The sequence below is a fragment of the Ensifer adhaerens genome (assembly GCF_002940685.1).
In the GTDB taxonomy this organism is placed as follows: domain Bacteria; phylum Pseudomonadota; class Alphaproteobacteria; order Rhizobiales; family Rhizobiaceae; genus Ensifer; species Ensifer adhaerens_E.
In genome coordinates this window covers 249,292-266,935 of sequence record NZ_PNFP01000007.1, presented here as the reverse complement: position 1 = coordinate 266,935, position 17,644 = coordinate 249,292, and the positions used below count along the sequence as shown (strand labels likewise).

Below are 17,644 nucleotides of genomic sequence, written 5' to 3'. Positions count from 1 at the left end.
CCTTTTGGCCGCGCGTCGTCTCTTCTCGTTATTCGGCGATGCTCAGGAACTTGCTGAGGTGCTCGTTCGGAGCATTGTCCGCCCAGCCCTTGACGCGGCTGGCGACGAGCCACAGGTCGGCCTGGGTCAGAAGCGGAGCGATCGGCTGTTCCTTCATCAGCAGCGCTTCGGCGTCATGCATCAGCTTCGAGCGAGCGGCCGGATCCTGCTCGTCGTAGGACTTCTTCATCAGGCCGTCGAATTCAGCGTTTTCGAAGTGGCCGTAGTTGAAGGTCTTGTTGGAGCCGACGCTGAGCGCCAGGAAGTTCTCGGCGTCCGCGTAGTCAGCCTGCCAGCCGGCGCGGGCAACGTTGAACTTGCCGCCTTCCTGCAGGTACGCGTAGTGCGAGGACACGTCGAGGTTCACCAGCGACACCTTGGCGCCGAAGGTGTTCTTCCACATGTCGGCAACAGCCGTTGCGACGCGCTCGTGGTTCGGGTTGGTGTTGTAGCGCAGCTCGATATCGAGCGGCTTGCCACCTTCGCCGTAGCCCGCTTCCTTCATCAGGGCAATGGCCTTGTCTTCGCGGTCGAGCTGCGACAGCGTGCCGAACTCGGCCTTGGACGGCTCACCGTAGCTTTCGATGCCCGGGGGGACCATCGAATAGGCCGGCAGCTGCGAGCCCGCGTAGATTTCCTTGGCAAGGAAGTCGCGGTCGACAGCCATGGAAAGCGCCTGGCGGACGCGGACGTCGCTATAGGGCTCCTGGCGGGTGTCGAAGGCGTAGTAGTAGGTCGCAAGCGACGGCGATACATGGACCTGCTCGCCGTAGGACGTGCGCAGGCGGTCGATCTGGTCGGCCGAGAAGTTATAGACGAGGTCCATTTCCTTGGCTTCGAAGCGACGAACAGACGCGGCCTGGTCGTCGATCGGGTAGAAGATGACCTTGTCGAGCTTGACGTTGGCCGCATCCCAGTAGTTGGCGTTCTTGACGACGGTCAGGCTGTCGTTAGGAACGTGGGCCTGGAGAGAAAACGCGCCGTTCGAGACCATGACGCCCGGCTTGACGAAGTCTGCGCCGTTCTTTTCGACGCTTGCCTTGCTGACCGGAAGTGCGGTCTGGTGCGCCAGGAGTTCGAGGAAGAATGGGGTCGGACGCTCAAGCGTGATCTCGACGGTCTTTTCGTCGATCGCCTTTATGCCCAGCTGGTCGGTCGGCAGTTCGCCCTTGTTGACCTTTTCGGCGTTCTTGATGGGGAAGAGAATGTTGGCGTAACCGGCAGCCGTCTTCGGGTCTTCGACGCGACGGAAGGAGAAGACAAAGTCTTCTGCCGTTACCGGCGAACCGTCCGACCACTTTGCATCGGCGCGCAGCTTGAAGGTGTAGACCGTACCGTCGTCGGAGAGTTCCCACGTTTCGGCAACACCCGGGACGATCTTTGCAGAGGCGTCATAGATCGTCAGGCCTTCGTAGAGGTCCTTGAGGATGAACGCTTCGATGTTGATCGAGGTGTGGTGCTGGTCGAGCGTCTGCGGCTCACCTGCGTTGCCGCGATGCAGGACAGCTTCGGCGAGTGCCGGGCTTGCTCCGATGAGCAGCGAGCCGATCAGCGCGGCAGCGCGGAGGTTGAGTTTAAGTGAAGCCATTTTGTTTCTCTCCTTCCCCTTTTTTGGGTTTGTGATCGCAGGAGAGAAGTGCAAATCGTTCGCGAACGCAAGGCGGATTCTGCGACTGTCTGCATCTTTATCTATAGGAGGGGAATCGACCTATCCCATAGGTTGTATTTTGTTTGCGATTCTTTTCGTCGCCTTTGCGACGCGCATATGACGTGAACAGGGCATTTTTGCGAAATCTACTGCAACGTTTTAGGTCCGTGCCTTTTCTCAATCGAAATCAGCCTCGAATCATCCGCGATGCAAAGTTTGTGAATTTTAGCGGCAGTTTACGTAATGTGCGTAAAGAAAGAGCGGCATTGTCGCAATCTTCTTGCGAGCCGTTCACCCCCTGTCGACAGACTGTTTCCCACAGGGCATCCATCGCCATGGTGTAGAGGACGAAACCGGCGCCCAATGGTTGCATTCGAGACCCTCGGCTCCCCCTCCTCCCAGGCACCACCAGAAAGTGAAAACGGTTCACACTGAAGGTGTTGCATCCAGTCCACAGTAAAATCGATTGAAGCGGGTTTCGACCTCTGGCAACCTGCCTTTTGCCCGGTTGTCAAACCACTTCGATGAACTATTGTGCGCCTGACTTCGGTGGGCGCGACCAATTCGCGCGCGCCGTCACGCCGCACGAAAAAGCCGGCCATCGACTTTGCCATCGATGCATTTCGTGCGGTTCATCGGCCGGATTGTTTTTGTGGTGCGCCGCGCAGGTTGCACCGAGTACCCAAAGGGAGATAGCGAATGGCATTGATCACATTGCGGCAACTGCTCGACCATGCGGCGGAGAACGACTACGCGCTGCCGGCGTTCAATGTGAACAATCTGGAATATATTCAGGCCGTTATGCGTGCCGCCGATGCCACCGACAGTCCGGTCATCCTTCAGGCCAGCCGTGGCGCCCGCTCCTATGCGGGCGATGCGTTCCTGCGTCATCTGATCCTGGGTGCGGCGGAAGAATACCCGCATATCCCGGTCTGTTTGCATCTCGACCACGGCGACCAGCCGTCGACCTGCATCTCGGCCATCACCAACGGCTTCACCTCCGTCATGATGGACGGCTCGCTGGAAAAGGACGGCAAGACCGTTGCCAGCTATGAATACAATGTCGCCGTCACCGCCGAAGTCGTGAAGATCGCGCATGCGGCCGGCGTTTCGGTCGAAGGCGAACTCGGCTGCCTCGGCAACCTTGAAACTGGCGCCGGCGACAAGGAAGACGGCCACGGCTTCGAAGGCAAGCTGTCGCGCGAAGAACTGCTGACCGATCCGGACCAGGCGCTCGACTTCGTCACCAAGACGGGTGTCGATGCTCTCGCCGTCGCGATCGGCACCAGCCATGGCGCCTACAAGTTCACCCGCGAGCCCGATGGCGACATCCTGTCGATCGAAACGATCGCCAAGATCAACAAGAAGCTGCCGAACACCCACCTCGTCATGCACGGCTCGTCGTCGGTGCCGAAGGATCTGCAGGACCTCTTCAACACCTATGGCGGCAAGATGAAGCCGACCTGGGGTGTACCGGTCTCGGAAATCCAGAAGGCGATCCCGCTCGGCGTGCGCAAGGTCAACATCGACACCGACCTGCGTCTCGCCATGACCGGCACGATCCGCAAGAACTTCGCCGAGAACCCGGAAAACTTCGATCCGCGCACCTACCTGAAGCCGGCAACCGCGCTGATGACCGAAGTCTGCAGGGAGCGCTTCGAAGCCTTCCGCACCGCCGGCAAGGCATCGAAGATCCGCACGCTGCGCCTGCCGGAAATGGCAAAGCGCTACGCCGCCGGCTGAGCCGACAACCCTCCCTGCTCCGGATCACCGGATCGGGGAGCAGACGGCTTGCCTAAGCTCGCAACACCAATCGGCGCGCGGTTCAATTCGGACCGCGCGCCGATCTCGTTTCAAGTGGGTAATGCCGTGTGAGCGGCCGACGATCAGAACGTCGGCGGCGTGTTGACCCACAGCAGCACGGTCTCGCCGTCATGCCGGTTCGTCCAGGCATGACGCCGCTTGCTTTCAAAATAGAGCGAGTCGCCGACGCCGAGGTCATAAAACTGGTCGCTGTCGAGAATGAACTCGACGCGGCCCGAGAGCACATAGACGAATTCCTCGCCCTCATGCCGGTAGGCGCCTTCGCTCGACGCGCCCGGCTCCAGCACGAAGCGGTGACAATCCATCTGGTTGCGGCCGTCGGCAAGCAGTTGCACGGTGACGCCGGGCGTCGTGCGCGGCCATGTCCGCCATTCGCCGGCCCTGACGACCGCGCGCGCATCCGCCTCCTCCTCGCCGGAAAGGCTCGACACCGTCGTGCCGAAGAATTCCGCGATATTGTGCAGCACGGCGACCGAGACGCCCTGCGACGTGCGCTCCAGCGTCGACAGCACGGAAGCGGCGATGCCGATATCTCCGGCCACCTGCTCCAGCGTCTTGCCGGCCGCGTGCCTCAGGCTCCTGAGCTTGCGCCCGACCTGATTGTCGGCGCTGTCGCTCGTAGCCGAAGGGCTCTGGTCGTCCGCAGCAGCTTCCGCCTCCAGCGCCTCTCGGATCGCAGCCGGATTGAGGCCGCGCTCGGCCCGGAACCAGGAGATGCGCTTCAGCCGTGCGAGATCGGTCTCGGTATATTGCCGGTGTCCCGTCGGCGAGCGTTCGGGCACGACCAGCCCTTGCGTCTCCCATAGCCTCAGCGTCGAGGCGGAAACCCCCGCCAATCGCGCCGCCTCGGCGACCTTGTAGCGCACTGCGCCCATTCCAATTTCCCTTTACCGCCCAACGGCGCTGCCCGAATCCGTACAATTCCGGCGTGTCCGCAACCTTAGCCGTGGGGATCGAGATCTGACAAGAACGGCGCATCAGCAGCCGTGGTGTCTCGATCACCAAATTTGATTTGCAATCGACTGTGAAAGGTGTACCACTTCCAGAATAAACTTGCAGAAAAAATGCAATATATTAACTCCAGACGACAGGAACGCGCCATGACCACCCTCACCGATCGCAAGAACGCCGCCATCTCGCGCGGCGTCGGCATGACCACTCAGATCTACGCCGATCGCGCTGAAAACTCGGAGATCTGGGACAAGGAAGGCAATCGCTACATCGATTTCGCCTCGGGCATTGCGGTCGTCAACACGGGCCATCGTCACCCGAAGGTCATCGAAGCGGTCAAGGCGCAGATCGATCGCTTCACCCACACCTGCCACCAGGTCGTTCCCTACGAATCCTATGTGCATCTCGCCGAAAGGCTGAACGCGCTGACGCCCGGCGACTTCGCCAAGAAGACGATTTTCGTGACGACCGGCGCCGAAGCTGTCGAAAACGCTGTCAAGATTGCCCGCGCCGCGACTGGCCGCCAGGCGGTCATCGCCTTCTCGGGCGGCTTCCACGGCCGCACCTTCATGGGCATGGCGCTGACCGGCAAGGTCGTTCCCTACAAGGTCGGCTTCGGTGCGATGCCGGGCGACGTCTTCCACGCCCCCTTCCCGATCGAACTGCACGGGATTACCACCGAACAGTCGCTCGCAGCCCTCAAGAAGCTCTTTGCCGCCGACGTCGATCCGGGCCGGGTCGCGGCGATCATTCTCGAGCCGGTGCAGGGCGAAGGTGGCTTCTATCCGGCGCCTGCCGCCTTCATGAAGGCGCTGCGCGAAATCTGCGACCAGCACGGCATTCTCCTGATCGCCGACGAAGTCCAGACCGGCTTTGCCCGCACCGGCAAGATGTTTGCCATGGACCATCATGATGTCGCACCCGACATCACCACCATGGCCAAGAGCCTTGCCGGCGGCTTCCCGCTCGCCGCCGTCACCGGCCGCGCCGAAGTCATGGACGCGCCGGCCCCGGGCGGCCTTGGCGGTACCTATGGCGGCAACCCGCTCGGTATCGCCGCCGCCCACGCGGTGCTTGACGTGATCGCCGAAGAGAAGCTCTGCGAACGCGCCGAACAGCTCGGCGGCCGGCTGAAGCAGCGCCTTGCCGCAATCCGCGAGCAGGTGCCCGAAATCGCCGACATCCGCGGCCCGGGCTTCATGAACGCCGTCGAGTTCAACGACGTGAAGACCAACCTGCCGAGTGCCGACTTCGCCAACAAGGTGCGGCTGATCGCACTCGAAAAAGGCTTGATCCTCCTCACCTGCGGCGTGCACGGCAACGTCATCCGCTTCCTCGCACCGATCACCATCCAGGACGAGGTCTTCGCCGAAGCGCTCGATATTCTGGAGGCGTCGATCCTCGCGGCGCGTGGCTGATGCCCGGGCGGGCGGGCGCACACGCGGTCGCCCGCTTTGCATAATTCCTGAAATCGGGATCGACTTGAGGGAAAATTTATGCAGCAATTCAAAGTGCTACGGCGGCCTTAGCGCGATCTGAAGAGCGCGCGGCGCTGTTGAGGCTGCGCGCCAATTCAGACGCGCAAAGCTCGGGTGCCGGCCTCGACCGGCAGCCGCAAGAACAAGCAAAAGCGGGCCTGCCGTCTCGTGGCAGGCCATCGCCGGAGGATGCCCGCAATGACCTTGACCCCAGCCTTGACCAAGCACCTGCGCGCCGCCGACCTGTTCGCGCCGCTGTACACCATCGCGCATGTCGCTGCGAACTGGACGGGCGCAACCTTCGACGTCTTCAACCCGTCGACGGGCGAAAAGCTGGCGACCCTTCCGGACATGGGCATCGGCGAGGCCCACGCGGCGATCGAGGCTGCGGCAAGAGCGCAGGTTCTGTGGGCTGCAAAGCCCGCCAAGGACAGGAGCGCCGTGCTTCGCCGCTGGCACGATCTGATCGTCGCGCATGCCGACGATCTCGCCGCGATCCTGACGGCCGAGATGGGCAAGCCGATTTCTGAATCGAAGGGCGAGGTGCTGCATGCGGCGGCCTATGTCGAGTGGTATGCCGAGGAAGCAAAACGCATCTATGGCGAGACCTTCCCCGCACCTGCCAACGACCGGCGCATGCTCGTCATCAAGCAGCCGGTTGGCGTCGTCGGCACCATCACGCCCTGGAACTTTCCGGCTTCGATGGTCGCCCGCAAGATATCGCCGGCCTTGGCTGCCGGCTGCGCCATCGTCTTGAAGCCCGCCGAGCAGACGCCGCTCGTTGCCGGCGCGATGTTCGTGCTCGCCGAAAAGGCAGGCTTTCCCGAGGGTGTCCTCAACCTGCTCTACGCGTCTGAAGGTGCCGCCATCGGCCGTGAACTCTGCAGCAATCCGAAGGTGCGCAAGATCAGCTTCACCGGCTCGACCGAAGTCGGGCGGCTGTTGATGCGGCAGTGCTCCGACCAGATCAAGAAGGTCAGCCTCGAACTTGGAGGCAACGCCCCCTTCATCGTCTTCGACGACGCAGACATCGACGAGGCGGTGGATGGCGCCATTCAGGCCAAGTTCCGCAATGCCGGCCAGACCTGCGTCTCGGCCAACCGGATCTATGTGCAAGCGGGCGTGCACGATGCCTTTGCCGAGAAATTCGTGAAGCGCGTCGCCGAGCTGACAGTCGGTGACGGCTTTACCTCCGGCATCACCATCGGCCCGATGATCGACAGGCACGCGATCGAAAAGATCGAGGCCCATGTCGCCGACGCCGTTTCCAAGGGCGCCAGGGTGCGCGCCGGCGGTAAAAGGATCGGCGCGTCCGGCACCTTCTTCGAGCCGACGGTGTTAACAGGCATTTCAACTGACATGCGGGTCGCCCAGGAAGAAACTTTCGGCCCGATCGCGCCGATCATCCGCTTCGAAACCGCCGAGCAGGTCATCGCCGAGGCCAACGACACGATCTACGGCCTTGCCGCCTATTTCTACGCCGAGAACCTGAAGCGCGTCTGGCATGTGGCGGAAGCGCTGGAATACGGCATGGTCGGCATCAACACCGGCCGCATGTCTTCGGAAGCTGCCCCCTTCGGCGGCATCAAGCAATCGGGCATCGGCCGCGAAGGCTCGCGCCACGGGCTCGAGGACTATCTAGAGATGAAATATCTCTGCATGGGCAACATCTGACCGACGCAAGCACGGCGGCTAGTCGATGATGTGGTAGCCGCCGTCGACATAGAGCACCTGGCCGGTGATCAGCCGCGCGGCATCGTGCGCGAGGAAGGCAGTCGCCGCACCGACATCGTCGATATCGATCAGCTCGCGGCTCGGCGACTTGACCTTGGTCTTTTCAAGCAGGGCGTCGAACTCCGGAATGCCGGAGGCGGCACGGGTGGCAAGGGCGCCGGGTGAAATGGCGTGGACGCGGATGCCCTTGGGACCGAGCTCGGCGGCCAGGTAGCGCACGGCACTTTCCAGCGCCGCCTTGGCGACGCCCATGATGTTGTAGTTTTCGACCACCACCTGCGAGCCGTGATAGGTCATGGTGAAAAGCGTGCCGCCGTTCTTCATCAACGGCTCGGCAAGATGCGCCATACGGATGAAGGACCAGCAAGAGATGTCCATGGTCTTGAGGAACCCCTCGCGCGGGACGTCGACCACGCGTCCGCCGAGCGTGTCCTTCGGCGAAAAGGCGATCGAATGGACGACGAAATCGAGCTCGCCCCAGGTCTTCTCGATCTCCTCGAACACAGCCTCCATCTGGCCGGGAACGGCGACGTCGAGCGGCAGGAAGATCGGCGCCTCGATCTCACGCGCCAAGGGCTCCACATAGGGTTTTGCCTTGTCGTTCAGATAGGTGACAGCCACCTCCGCCCCGAAGGCGTGGAAGGCACGGGCGCAGCCCCAGGCGATCGAGCGATCATTGGCAATGCCGACGATCAGGCCCTTGCGGCCATCGAGAAGTTTGGCCTTTGCGACAGGAATGGACATCAAACGTCTCCGATGGGTCAGGCTGCGCGGGTTTTAAGCAGTGCGAGCGTGTGGCGCGCGATCATCAGCTCCTCGTCGGTTGGAATGACATAGAGCGCAACGCGGCTTGATGGCGTAGAAATGAGCGTCGCTCCCGCCTCGTTGGCGGCCGGGTCGAGTTCGGCGCCGAGCCAGGCGATGTTCTCTGCAATGCGGGCGCGGATCGGCGCCGAGTTCTCGCCGACGCCCGCCGTGAAGACGAAAGCGTCGATGCCGCGAAGCGCGGCCGCAAGCATCCCGACATTGAGCCCACTGCGATAGACGAAGTGATCGATGGCGAGCCTGGCATGGGGATCCGTGCTGGCAAGAAGGTCGCGCATGTCGTTCGACACACCGGAGAGCCCCTTGAGGCCGGCGTCATGATAAAGCAGGTCCGAAACGGCCTGGGCGCTCATGCCGCGCTGCAGGATCAGATAGAGGACGACGCCCGGATCGAGCTGGCCAGGCCGCGTTCCCATCGGCAGACCGTCGAGCGCCGTGAAACCCATGGTGCTCTCGACACTGTGGCCATTGCTGAGCGCGCACATCGAGGCGCCGCTGCCGAGATGCGCAACGATGACGCGGCCACCCGCGACCTCGGGCGCCACATCCCTCAGGCGCTCCGAGATATATTCATAGGAAAGGCCGTGGAAGCCGTAACGCCGCACGCCATCGTCATAGAAGCTGCGCGGCATGGCGTAGCAGTTCACCTCTTCCGGGTGACCATGATGGAAGGCGGTATCGAAACAGGCGACCTGCGGCACATCAGGATTGATCGCCATCGCCTGACGGATCGGCGCAAGATTGTTGGGCTGGTGAAGCGGGGCGAGATCCTGGTAGCTCGCGAGGCGATCGAGCACGCCGGCATCGATCAGCACCGGCGCAGCAAAATCGGGGCCGCCATGCACCACCCGGTGGCCGACGGCCCGCAAGGTGAAGCCCTCCAGCGTCAGCAGCCAGTCGCGCGCCGCCGCGATCGCGGCCGGCAGATCGCCGACGGCGTCGGCATCATAGCTCTTGTCGATCAGCACGGCGCCGTCGGCGCCCTTCGCCTGTAGCCGCGGACGTGTGCCGATACCGCCGATCTGCCCCTTGACCTGGCGTTCGAGCCCCTGATCGGTGATCCCGAACACCTGGAACTTCAGGCTCGACGAGCCGGCATTGACGACGAGAAGCGCCTCCATGGTCACACCGCCGGGATCTGCATGGCGCGCCGCCGCGCCGCATAGAGCGAGGCGACGGCGCAGGAGGCAAGGCGCGTGCGCACCGAGTCCGCCCGCGACGTCAGCACGATTGGAACCCGCGCGCCCAGCACGATGCCGGCGGCGTCAGCGTGGGAGAGGAAGGTGAGGTTCTTGGCCAGCATGTTGCCCGCCTCCAGATCGGGTACCACCAGGATCTGTCCGCGGCCGGCCACAGGCGACGTGATGCCCTTGATGCGCGCTGCCTCCGGGTCGATCGCATTGTCGAAGGCGAGCGGGCCGTCGATGAGGCCGCCGGTAATCTGGCCGCGTTCGGCCATCTTGCAGAGTGCTGCCGCCTCGATCGTCGAGGGGATCTTCGTCGTCACCGTTTCAACCGCAGAAAGAATGGCGACGCGCGGCTCGCCGAGACCGATCGTCACCCAGAGGTCGATGGCGTTCTGCACGATGTCGCGCTTGGCTTCGAGGTCGGGAAAGATGTTGATCGCGGCATCGGTGATGAACAGCGTCTCGGCATGCCCGGGCACGTCCATGATGAAGACGTGGCTGATCCTCCGGTCGGTCCGAAGCCCGGTCGCCGACGCTGCGACCTCCTTCATCAACTCGTCCGTATGCAGGCTACCCTTCATCAGCAGTTCGCCGCGGCCCTCGCGGATCATCGCCACCGCTTTGGCCGCCGCCGCATGGCTGTGCGGCGCATCGACAATCTCGTAGCTGCCGAGGTCGAGGCCATGGTCGGCGGCAACGCTGCGAATCTTCGTTTCCGGCCCGACGAGAATGGGCGTGATCAGACTGGATTGGGCCGCCTCGAGCGCGCCACGCAACGAGGTCTCGTCACACGGGTGCGCGACGATGGTGACCGCCGGCGTTTCGTCTCGCGCGGTTGCAATCAGGAGATCGTATTTGGACTGCTCGATCGGCAGGGCGGCTGTCTCGGTCACGTCGATACTCCTCAGGATGCTGTGCGATTGCGAACGATCTTGGCCGCCGGGATCGGAACCGCCGGCTCGCTGTCAAGGCGGAAGAGGGCCGCAACCTGCTGCAACCGCTCGGCAGCCACGCCCGTCACGGCTCCGGATGCCTCCAGCACCGCGCGCAGGGCCGCAAAGGCGGCGCGACGCTCCTCGACCGCTTGCGGAAGCAGCTTCGGAAGCGCGGCAAGGGCCGCCGCCTCGTCGATCAGCAGCATGAAATACTGTTCCCGCATCACGGTCTTGAACTCCGCCAGGCTCAGCCGCTGTGCTTCCGGATGCGAAAGCCTGAGGCGGCGAACCGCTTCGAAGCCGCGTTCATCGGCGCCACCGCGCGCCATGCCGACGAAGGTCAGGGCCCTGGCAAGCCCTTCACAGGTCCCGCCCTCTGCCATTCTGGCCTTGAGTTCTGCGATCCGTGCCTTGACGAGCTCCTGGTGAAGCAGGCTCTTCTCGGCCTTGCGCGGCGGCTGGTTGGAGTTCGTATCGATACCGAGTGCGGCCTGCAGGTTCGGCGCGCCATAGATGGCGTGGAAGCTCTGCTCCGAAAGATACTCGGCCGTCCGTCGCCAGGCGTCCAGGCCGTCCACGATCTGCTGCGACAGGGCCTCCTGCCAGGCAATGAACGGGTTGCCTGCCGCAGCAGGCTCGCGGTTTTCACGGACATGTTCGGCGAGCGCCGACGTCCAGGCCATGAAGGGATTATCCGGCCCAAACAGCGCATATTGCAGGCGCAGCGGGTGCATGTTCCTCATCGCCTCCGCCACAGGCGGCGTCGCGGCCGCCTTGACCAGCGGCTGCAGGTAGGTGCGATAGAGCGCCAGATTGATCTCCGAGAGCTTCGCCGCCGTGGCGAAGCGCCTGTCATCCTCGATGTCGTTGCCGCCGAGTGCGCGGATATCCTCAAGCGTGCGTGGCTCGCACCGCATCAGCCACTCGCCGGAGACGAGTTCCCTGCCCTCGACAGCCTCGCTCGCCGGTGTCAGCACCGCCTCGTAGAGGCCTGGCGGCAGCACGTCGATCAGCTCGATGTTGGACGCGAACTCGTCATGTTCCTTCCGGGCGATGCCGGCGGAGACGAAGATGCCGAGATGTCCGACGGTCTCGTGCACCGTGTAGACGATCGTCTGGCCGTAGGCGCGGATTTCGTCGACGCTGTCATAGAGGTCGAGGATCCAGTCGAGCGCCTGTTGCGGCGGGGTGATGTTGTCGCCCTTGGAGCAGAAGACGACGATCGGCGCGCGGATGTTGCGAAGGTCGATCGCCGTGCCGTCCGACGTGCGGATTTCGCCGGCGGCGAGCTTGTTGCCGACGAAGAGTTCGTCGACGATGAACTGCATCTCCTCGGCATTGAGCGTGACGTGGCCGCCCCACCAGCGCTCGAAACCGAGATAGCGCGCGGCTTCCGTGTCGATCTTCGAATAGAGATTGTATTGCTTGGTCCAGAGCGTATTGGCCGGATTCTGGTTCTCGAAGTTCTGAACCAGCCACGCACCGTCGAATATGCCACCGCCAAGGTCGCCGGTGAGCGCCGTCAGCCAGCTGCCGCCGAGAAGTCCGCCGGAGTAGCGCATCGGGTTCTGCCCGTGCACACCGGCCCAGTAGGACAGCGGCGCACCGGCGATGATGATCGGGCCGAAGAGTTCCGGCCTGAGCGCCGCGACGATCATCACGGCCCAGCCGGCCTGGCAATTGCCGATCACACAGGGCTTGCCGTCCGCCTGCGGATGGCGGGCGATGACGGTTTCGAGAAAGCCGGCCTCGGCAAACGCGATGTCCTCGATCGTCTGGCCGGGAACCGGATCAGGAAGGAAGCCGATGAAATAGCAGGGATGGCCCGCCTTCAGCGCCACTCCGATTTCGCTGTCGGCCTTGAAGCCACCAATGCCGGGGCCGTGGCCGGCCCGGGGATCGACGACGACGAAGGGGCGCTTGCACGGATCGACGATCACGCCCTCAGGCGGAACGATGCTGACCAGCGCATAGTTCACCGGTCGCGCGAGCGCGCGCCCATCGACGACGAGCCGGGCCTCGAACTCCAGCACGTTCGGCGCGGTCTGCGTCCTGTGTTCCTCGTATTGCGCGCCGCGCTGGCGCATGACGTCGAGAAAGAGGACCGAACGCTGCCAGGCGTCGAGCGAATAGGCGTAGGCGTCAGCGAAAGTCGGCATCGTCGAAATCGTGGATTGCTTGGGCATAACGTCCACTCCTCGGTGCGATTGAGGTCGGGCCTGTCCCCGAAGGCTATAGGGCAGTGCGCGTGATCAGGCGTTGACTTACGTCAAAAGAGGCATGCGGGCGCCCCGCGACCCTAATTCGGCATGACGACTAGAAACGCCAGGGCGCGGGAGCATAGCAGTGGCGTGTTGCCGCGATTTGTCAGCGTTTCGACTTGTCTTCCCGCCCGCTGGCCAATGCGCCCACGTCCCACCGATGTTCACGTCTTTTCGCACTGCAGCATCATACATAAACACGCCCGCCGCAAGACGAGACTTGAAATTCCGGACACCGCTTGCCAATTGGGGCGAAACCCAAAGGAGTTGCCAGGCAATGAGCGAAACCGAAATGTCCGTAGAGAAACATGTCTTCGAAGCCGATGTGGCGCGACTGCTCCATTTGATGGTGCATTCGGTCTATTCCGACAAGAACGTCTTCCTCCGCGAACTGATTTCGAACGCCGCGGATGCCTGCGAGAAACTGCGCTATGAGGCGATCGTCTCGCCGGAACTTCTGGCCGGCGACCCGACCCCGCGTATCACGCTGACGCTCGACGAGGAAAACAGCCGGCTCGTCGTCGAGGACAACGGCATCGGCATGAGCCGCGACGAGTTGGTCGAGGCGCTCGGAACGATCGCTCGCTCCGGTACGCGCGCCTTCATGGAGCGCATCGAGGCGGCGCAGGGCAAGGAGGGCGCGCAGCTCATCGGCCAGTTCGGCGTCGGCTTCTATTCCGCCTTCATGGTCGCCGACAAGGTCGACGTCGTCTCGCGCCGCGCCGGCTCGGAACACGCCTTCCTGTGGTCCTCCGACGGCAAGGGCAGCTACACGGTTTCGGCCGCCGAACTCGCCGACGCCCCGGCGCGCGGCACCCGCATTACCCTCCATCTGATGGAGGATGCCAAGACCTATACGTCGCGCTGGACGGTCGAGCGCATCGTCAAGGATCAGTCCGGCCACGTGCCGGTACCGATCTCGATCCTGGAAAAGCCCGGCGCCGAGCCGGTTCAGGTCGGCGATGGCACAGCACTCTGGACCAAGCAGAAGAGCGAGATCAGCAAGGAAGACTACGCCGATTTCTACCGCGGCGTCGCCGGCCAGTATGACGACCCGGCGCTGACGGTGCATTTCCGCGCCGAAGGCCGCCACGAGTATACGGCTCTTGCCTTCGTGCCCGGCTCCAAGCCGTTCGATCTGTTCGACCCGGACCGCAAGGGCCGGATGAAGCTCTACGTCAAGCGCGTCTTCATCACCGACGAAGCCGAATTGCTGCCGCGCTACCTGCGTTTCGTGCGCGGCCTCGTCGACACGTCGGACCTGCCGCTCAACGTTTCGCGCGAGATGATCCAGGAAAGCCCGCTGCTTGCCAGTATCCGCAAGGGCGTCACCAATCGCGTGCTGACGGCGATCGAGAAGCTTGCGGAAAACGAGACCGAGACCTTCGACAAGCTCTGGGAGAACTTCGGCAGCGTGCTGAAGGAAGGCATCTACGAAGACTACGAGCGCCGTGAGCAGCTGGTGGCGCTGTCGCGCTTCCGCACCACCACCTCGGATGAGGGCCAGCGCAGCCTTGCGGATTACGTCAAGGACATGAAGGACGGCCAGTCGGCGATCTATTACTTGACCGGCGACAATGTCGGCCAGCTCAAGGCCTCGCCGCAGCTCGAAGGTTTCCGCGCCCGCGGCATCGAGGTGCTGCTTCTGACCGATCCGGTCGACAGCTTCTGGGTGACGTCTGCCCCCGACTTCGACGGCAAGCCCTGGAAATCGATCACGCAGGGTGCTGCCGATCTCAGCGCCATCGCCAAGCCCGAGGGCGGCAAGGAAGAGGCGCCGCAGGCGAGCCAGCTGGTCATCGACTTCGTCGCCTTTGCCAAGGAAACCCTCGGCGCGGCCGTCTCGGACGTGCGCACCTCCGACCGTCTGACGGAAAGCGCTGTCTGCCTGGTGGCACCCGAACACGGCCCCGACCGCCAGCTTGAAAAGATGCTGCAGGGCGCCGGGCGTCTCGACGACGCCCCCAAGCCAATCCTCGAAATCAACCCTAGCCACGCACTGATCACAGCCATGGCCGCGAGCCCCGCCGGCGACACGGCATTCCGCACGGACGCCGTTCAACTCCTGCTCGACCAGGCGCGCGTGCTTGATGGCGACAAGCCACAGGACCCGCGCGGCTTCGCCGAGCGGCTGTCGCGCGTGTTTGATCGCGCCCTCAAGGCCTAACAAAGAAGCCCTGGAAATCTCTCCGATTTCCAGGGCTTTCGCTGTTTTCTTCAGGTTGCGCCTTAACGAAAGGCTTGCACCTCACGTGGCGCTAGTCGCGCTTCGAGGCGTCCATCCCGATTTCCGCCAACACCTCGGCCGTATGCTCTCCAAGCCGCGGCACGCCACGCTCAAGCGCAAGCTCGGCGGCCGAAAACCGGATCGGCGTCCTCACCCCCGGAGAGGTGCCGGCAGCGGCCCCCGAATGCGGCGTATCCACCCGCATCTGCCGATGCTCGATCTGCGGATCGGCAAAAACGTCGGCAACGGTGTTGATTGGCCCGCCGGGCACACCGGCATCTTCGAGCAGCTTCAACAACGTGTCGCGCTCGATCTTCGCGGTTTCAGCGGCGAGTTCCGGCGTCAGCGTGTCCCGGTTCTGCACCCGAAGCGCATTGGTGAGATAACGCTCGTCGGTCGCAAGATCCGAACGCCCGAGCAAGGTGCAGAACTTCACGAACTGCCGGTCGTTGCCAACAGCGACGATCAGATGACCGTCAGAGGTCGGGAAGACCTGATAGGGCGCGATGTTCGGATGGGCATTGCCGAGCCGGCGCGGCGCCTTGCCGGAAACCAGGAAGTTCAGCGCCTGGTTGGCGAGCACCCCGGTCATGCAGTCGAGCAGCGCCATGTCGATCTGCTGCCCCGCGCCGGTACGCTCGCGCTGGGCAAGGGCTGCCTGCACAGCGATCACGCCATAAAGGCCGGTGAAGATGTCGGCGAAGGCGACACCGATCTTCTGTGGCTCGCGATCGGGCTCGCCGGTCAGATCCATGATGCCGCTCATGCCCTGGACGATGTAGTCGTAGCCGGCACGATGGGCATAGGGCCCATCCTGGCCGAAGCCGGTGACCGAGCAATAGATCAGCCGTGGATTGATCTTCCTCAGGCTCTCGTAGTCGAGCCCGTATTTCACAAGCCCGCCGACCTTGAAGTTCTCGAGCAGGACATCCGACTGGGCGGCAAGGCGGCGCACCGCCTCCTGGCCCTCCTCCGTCGTGAAGTCGAGTACGACCGAGCGCTTGCCGCGGTTGCAGGCGTGGAAATAGGCGGCGTCGAGTTTCTCGCCGTCCTCACCCGCAACGAAAGGCGGGCCCCAGGTGCGGGTGTCGTCGCCGGCCGGGCTTTCCACCTTGATGACGTCGGCACCGAGATCGGCCAGCGTCTGGCCGATCCAAGGGCCCGCGAGGATGCGGGCCAGTTCCAGGACACGTATGCCCTTCAGCGGCGCTTCCATGGCGGCACCGATCAGAAGAAGGCCTGCAGGCCGGTCTGGGCGCGGCCGAGGATCAGCGCGTGAACGTCATGCGTGCCTTCATAGGTGTTGACCGTCTCGAGGTTCACCATGTGGCGCATCACCTGGTATTCCTCGGAAATGCCGTTGCCGCCATGCATGTCGCGGGCCATGCGGGCGATGTCGAGGGCCTTGCCGCAATTGTTGCGCTTGACGATCGAGATCATTTCCGGCGCCACGCGGCCTTCGTCCATCAGGCGGCCAACGCGCAGTGAGCCCTGCAGGCCGAGCGTGATCTCCGTCTGCATGTCGGCAAGCTTCTTCTGGAAGAGCTGCGTCTGGGCGAGCGGGCGGTTGAACTGCTTGCGGTCGAGACCGTACTGGCGCGCCGCATGCCAGCAGAATTCGGCAGCACCGAGCGCGCCCCAGGAAATGCCGTAGCGCGCGCGGTTGAGGCAGCCGAACGGACCCTTGAGGCCTTCAACATTCGGCAGCAGCGCCTCCTCGCCGACCTCCACATTGTCCATGACGATCTCACCGGTGATCGAGGCGCGCAGCGACAGCTTGCCGGCAATCTTCGGAGCGGAAAGGCCCTTCATGCCCTTTTCGAGTACGAAGCCGCGGATGGCGCCGCCATGGGCTTCCGACTTCGCCCAGACAACGAAGACGTCGGCGAGCGGCGCGTTGGAGATCCACATCTTCGAGCCGACGAGGCGGTAGCCGCTCTCTGTCTTGATGGCACGGGTCTTCATGCCGGCGGGGTCAGAACCGGCGTCGGGCTCGGTCAGGCCAAAGCAGCCGATCCACTCGCCGCTGATCAGCTTCGGCAGGTACTTCTGCTTCTGCTCTTCGGAACCGTAGGCATAGATCGGATAGATCACCAGCGAGGACTGCACGCTCATCATCGAGCGGTAACCCGAATCGACGCGCTCGACTTCACGGGCGACGAGGCCGTAGGCGACGTAGGAAGCGCCGACGCCGCCATAGGCGTCAGAAACGGTCACGCCGAGCAGGCCGAGCTCGCCCATTTCCCGGAAGATCTCAGGATCGGTCGATTCTTCGCGGTAGGCGTCGATGACGCGCGGCTGCAGCCGGTCCTGCGCATAGGCTCGCGCGGTGTCGCGGATCATGCGCTCATCCTCGGTCAGCTGATCTTCGAGGAGGAACGGATCATCCCATTGAAATTGCGTCTTGCCGGCCATGTTTCTCTCCCATCGGATTATTCGGCTCACGTTATCGCAAGGGGTGCATACCGTTTCAAACGAAATTGAGGCACCGCCTCATGCGCTGAGGGAATGGACCACGGATCGCGCTGCCGCGCC

The 17,644-nt window shown here is 63.3% G+C and carries 12 protein-coding genes; 4 read left to right on the top strand and 8 right to left on the bottom strand.

Going from position 1 to position 17,644, the window contains the following annotated elements; translation table 11 throughout:
* Nucleotides 1-28 precede the first annotated feature (28 nt).
* Nucleotides 29-1,627, bottom strand: a complete 1,599-nt coding sequence (locus tag C1A35_RS16070; RefSeq protein ID WP_104665288.1) for a peptide ABC transporter substrate-binding protein — start codon at nt 1,625-1,627, stop codon at nt 29-31.
* A 759-nt stretch (nt 1,628-2,386) separates the two neighbouring features.
* Between C1A35_RS16070 and fba the strand changes: the two genes are divergently transcribed.
* A complete protein-coding gene (fba, locus tag C1A35_RS16065; RefSeq protein WP_104665287.1) occupies nt 2,387-3,430 on the top strand; it encodes a class II fructose-bisphosphate aldolase in 1,044 nt (347 codons plus the stop codon).
* A 143-nt stretch (nt 3,431-3,573) separates the two neighbouring features.
* Here fba and C1A35_RS16060 read toward each other — a convergent pair whose 3' ends face one another.
* Nucleotides 3,574-4,386: a MerR family transcriptional regulator gene (locus C1A35_RS16060; protein WP_104665286.1), complete on the bottom strand. Its 813-nt coding sequence runs from the start codon at nt 4,384-4,386 to the stop codon at nt 3,574-3,576.
* 225 nt (nt 4,387-4,611) lie between these two features.
* On the opposite strand from C1A35_RS16060, the gene C1A35_RS16055 reads away from it, so the two are divergent.
* Together C1A35_RS16055 and C1A35_RS16050 are read left to right on the top strand one after the other, a co-directional pair.
* The gene (locus C1A35_RS16055) at nt 4,612-5,880 is read left to right on the top strand and encodes a 4-aminobutyrate--2-oxoglutarate transaminase (protein ID WP_104665285.1); all 1,269 of its coding nucleotides are present in this window, start codon (nt 4,612-4,614) and stop codon (nt 5,878-5,880) included.
* Between the two features lie 258 nt (nt 5,881-6,138).
* Nucleotides 6,139-7,614, top strand: coding sequence for an NAD-dependent succinate-semialdehyde dehydrogenase (locus tag C1A35_RS16050; protein ID WP_104665284.1), 1,476 nt, complete (start codon nt 6,139-6,141; stop codon nt 7,612-7,614).
* A gap of 18 nt (nt 7,615-7,632) precedes the next feature.
* Here C1A35_RS16050 and fabI read toward each other — a convergent pair whose 3' ends face one another.
* Genes fabI through C1A35_RS16030 form a run of 4 tightly spaced genes read right to left on the bottom strand, consistent with a single transcriptional unit; the run spans nt 7,633 to nt 12,807 of the window.
* The gene (gene fabI / locus C1A35_RS16045; RefSeq protein WP_104665283.1) at nt 7,633-8,418 is read right to left on the bottom strand and encodes an enoyl-ACP reductase FabI; all 786 of its coding nucleotides are present in this window, start codon (nt 8,416-8,418) and stop codon (nt 7,633-7,635) included.
* A 17-nt stretch (nt 8,419-8,435) separates the two neighbouring features.
* Nucleotides 8,436-9,620 carry an acetate/propionate family kinase gene (locus tag C1A35_RS16040; RefSeq protein ID WP_104665282.1) on the bottom strand — a complete coding sequence of 395 codons (1,185 nt, stop codon included), beginning with the start codon at nt 9,618-9,620 and terminating at the stop codon, nt 8,436-8,438.
* A 2-nt stretch (nt 9,621-9,622) separates the two neighbouring features.
* Entirely contained in the window at nt 9,623-10,585 is a 963-nt protein-coding gene (locus C1A35_RS16035; RefSeq protein WP_440271535.1) for a phosphate acetyltransferase, read from the bottom strand.
* A 5-nt stretch (nt 10,586-10,590) separates the two neighbouring features.
* Nucleotides 10,591-12,807 carry a DUF3141 domain-containing protein gene (locus tag C1A35_RS16030; RefSeq protein ID WP_104665280.1) on the bottom strand — a complete coding sequence of 739 codons (2,217 nt, stop codon included), beginning with the start codon at nt 12,805-12,807 and terminating at the stop codon, nt 10,591-10,593.
* Nucleotides 12,808-13,159: 352 nt separating this feature from the next.
* On the opposite strand from C1A35_RS16030, the gene htpG reads away from it, so the two are divergent.
* Nucleotides 13,160-15,049: a molecular chaperone HtpG gene (htpG, locus tag C1A35_RS16025; RefSeq protein ID WP_104665279.1), complete on the top strand. Its 1,890-nt coding sequence runs from the start codon at nt 13,160-13,162 to the stop codon at nt 15,047-15,049.
* A 91-nt stretch (nt 15,050-15,140) separates the two neighbouring features.
* On the opposite strand, the gene C1A35_RS16020 is transcribed toward htpG, so the two are convergent.
* Both C1A35_RS16020 and C1A35_RS16015 read right to left on the bottom strand, forming a co-directional pair.
* On the bottom strand, nt 15,141-16,325 hold the full coding sequence (locus C1A35_RS16020) for a CaiB/BaiF CoA transferase family protein (RefSeq protein WP_104665278.1): 1,185 nt from the start codon (nt 16,323-16,325) through the stop codon (nt 15,141-15,143).
* Nucleotides 16,326-16,336: 11 nt separating this feature from the next.
* Nucleotides 16,337-17,524: an acyl-CoA dehydrogenase gene (locus C1A35_RS16015; protein WP_104665277.1), complete on the bottom strand. Its 1,188-nt coding sequence runs from the start codon at nt 17,522-17,524 to the stop codon at nt 16,337-16,339.
* Nucleotides 17,525-17,644 lie beyond the last annotated feature (120 nt).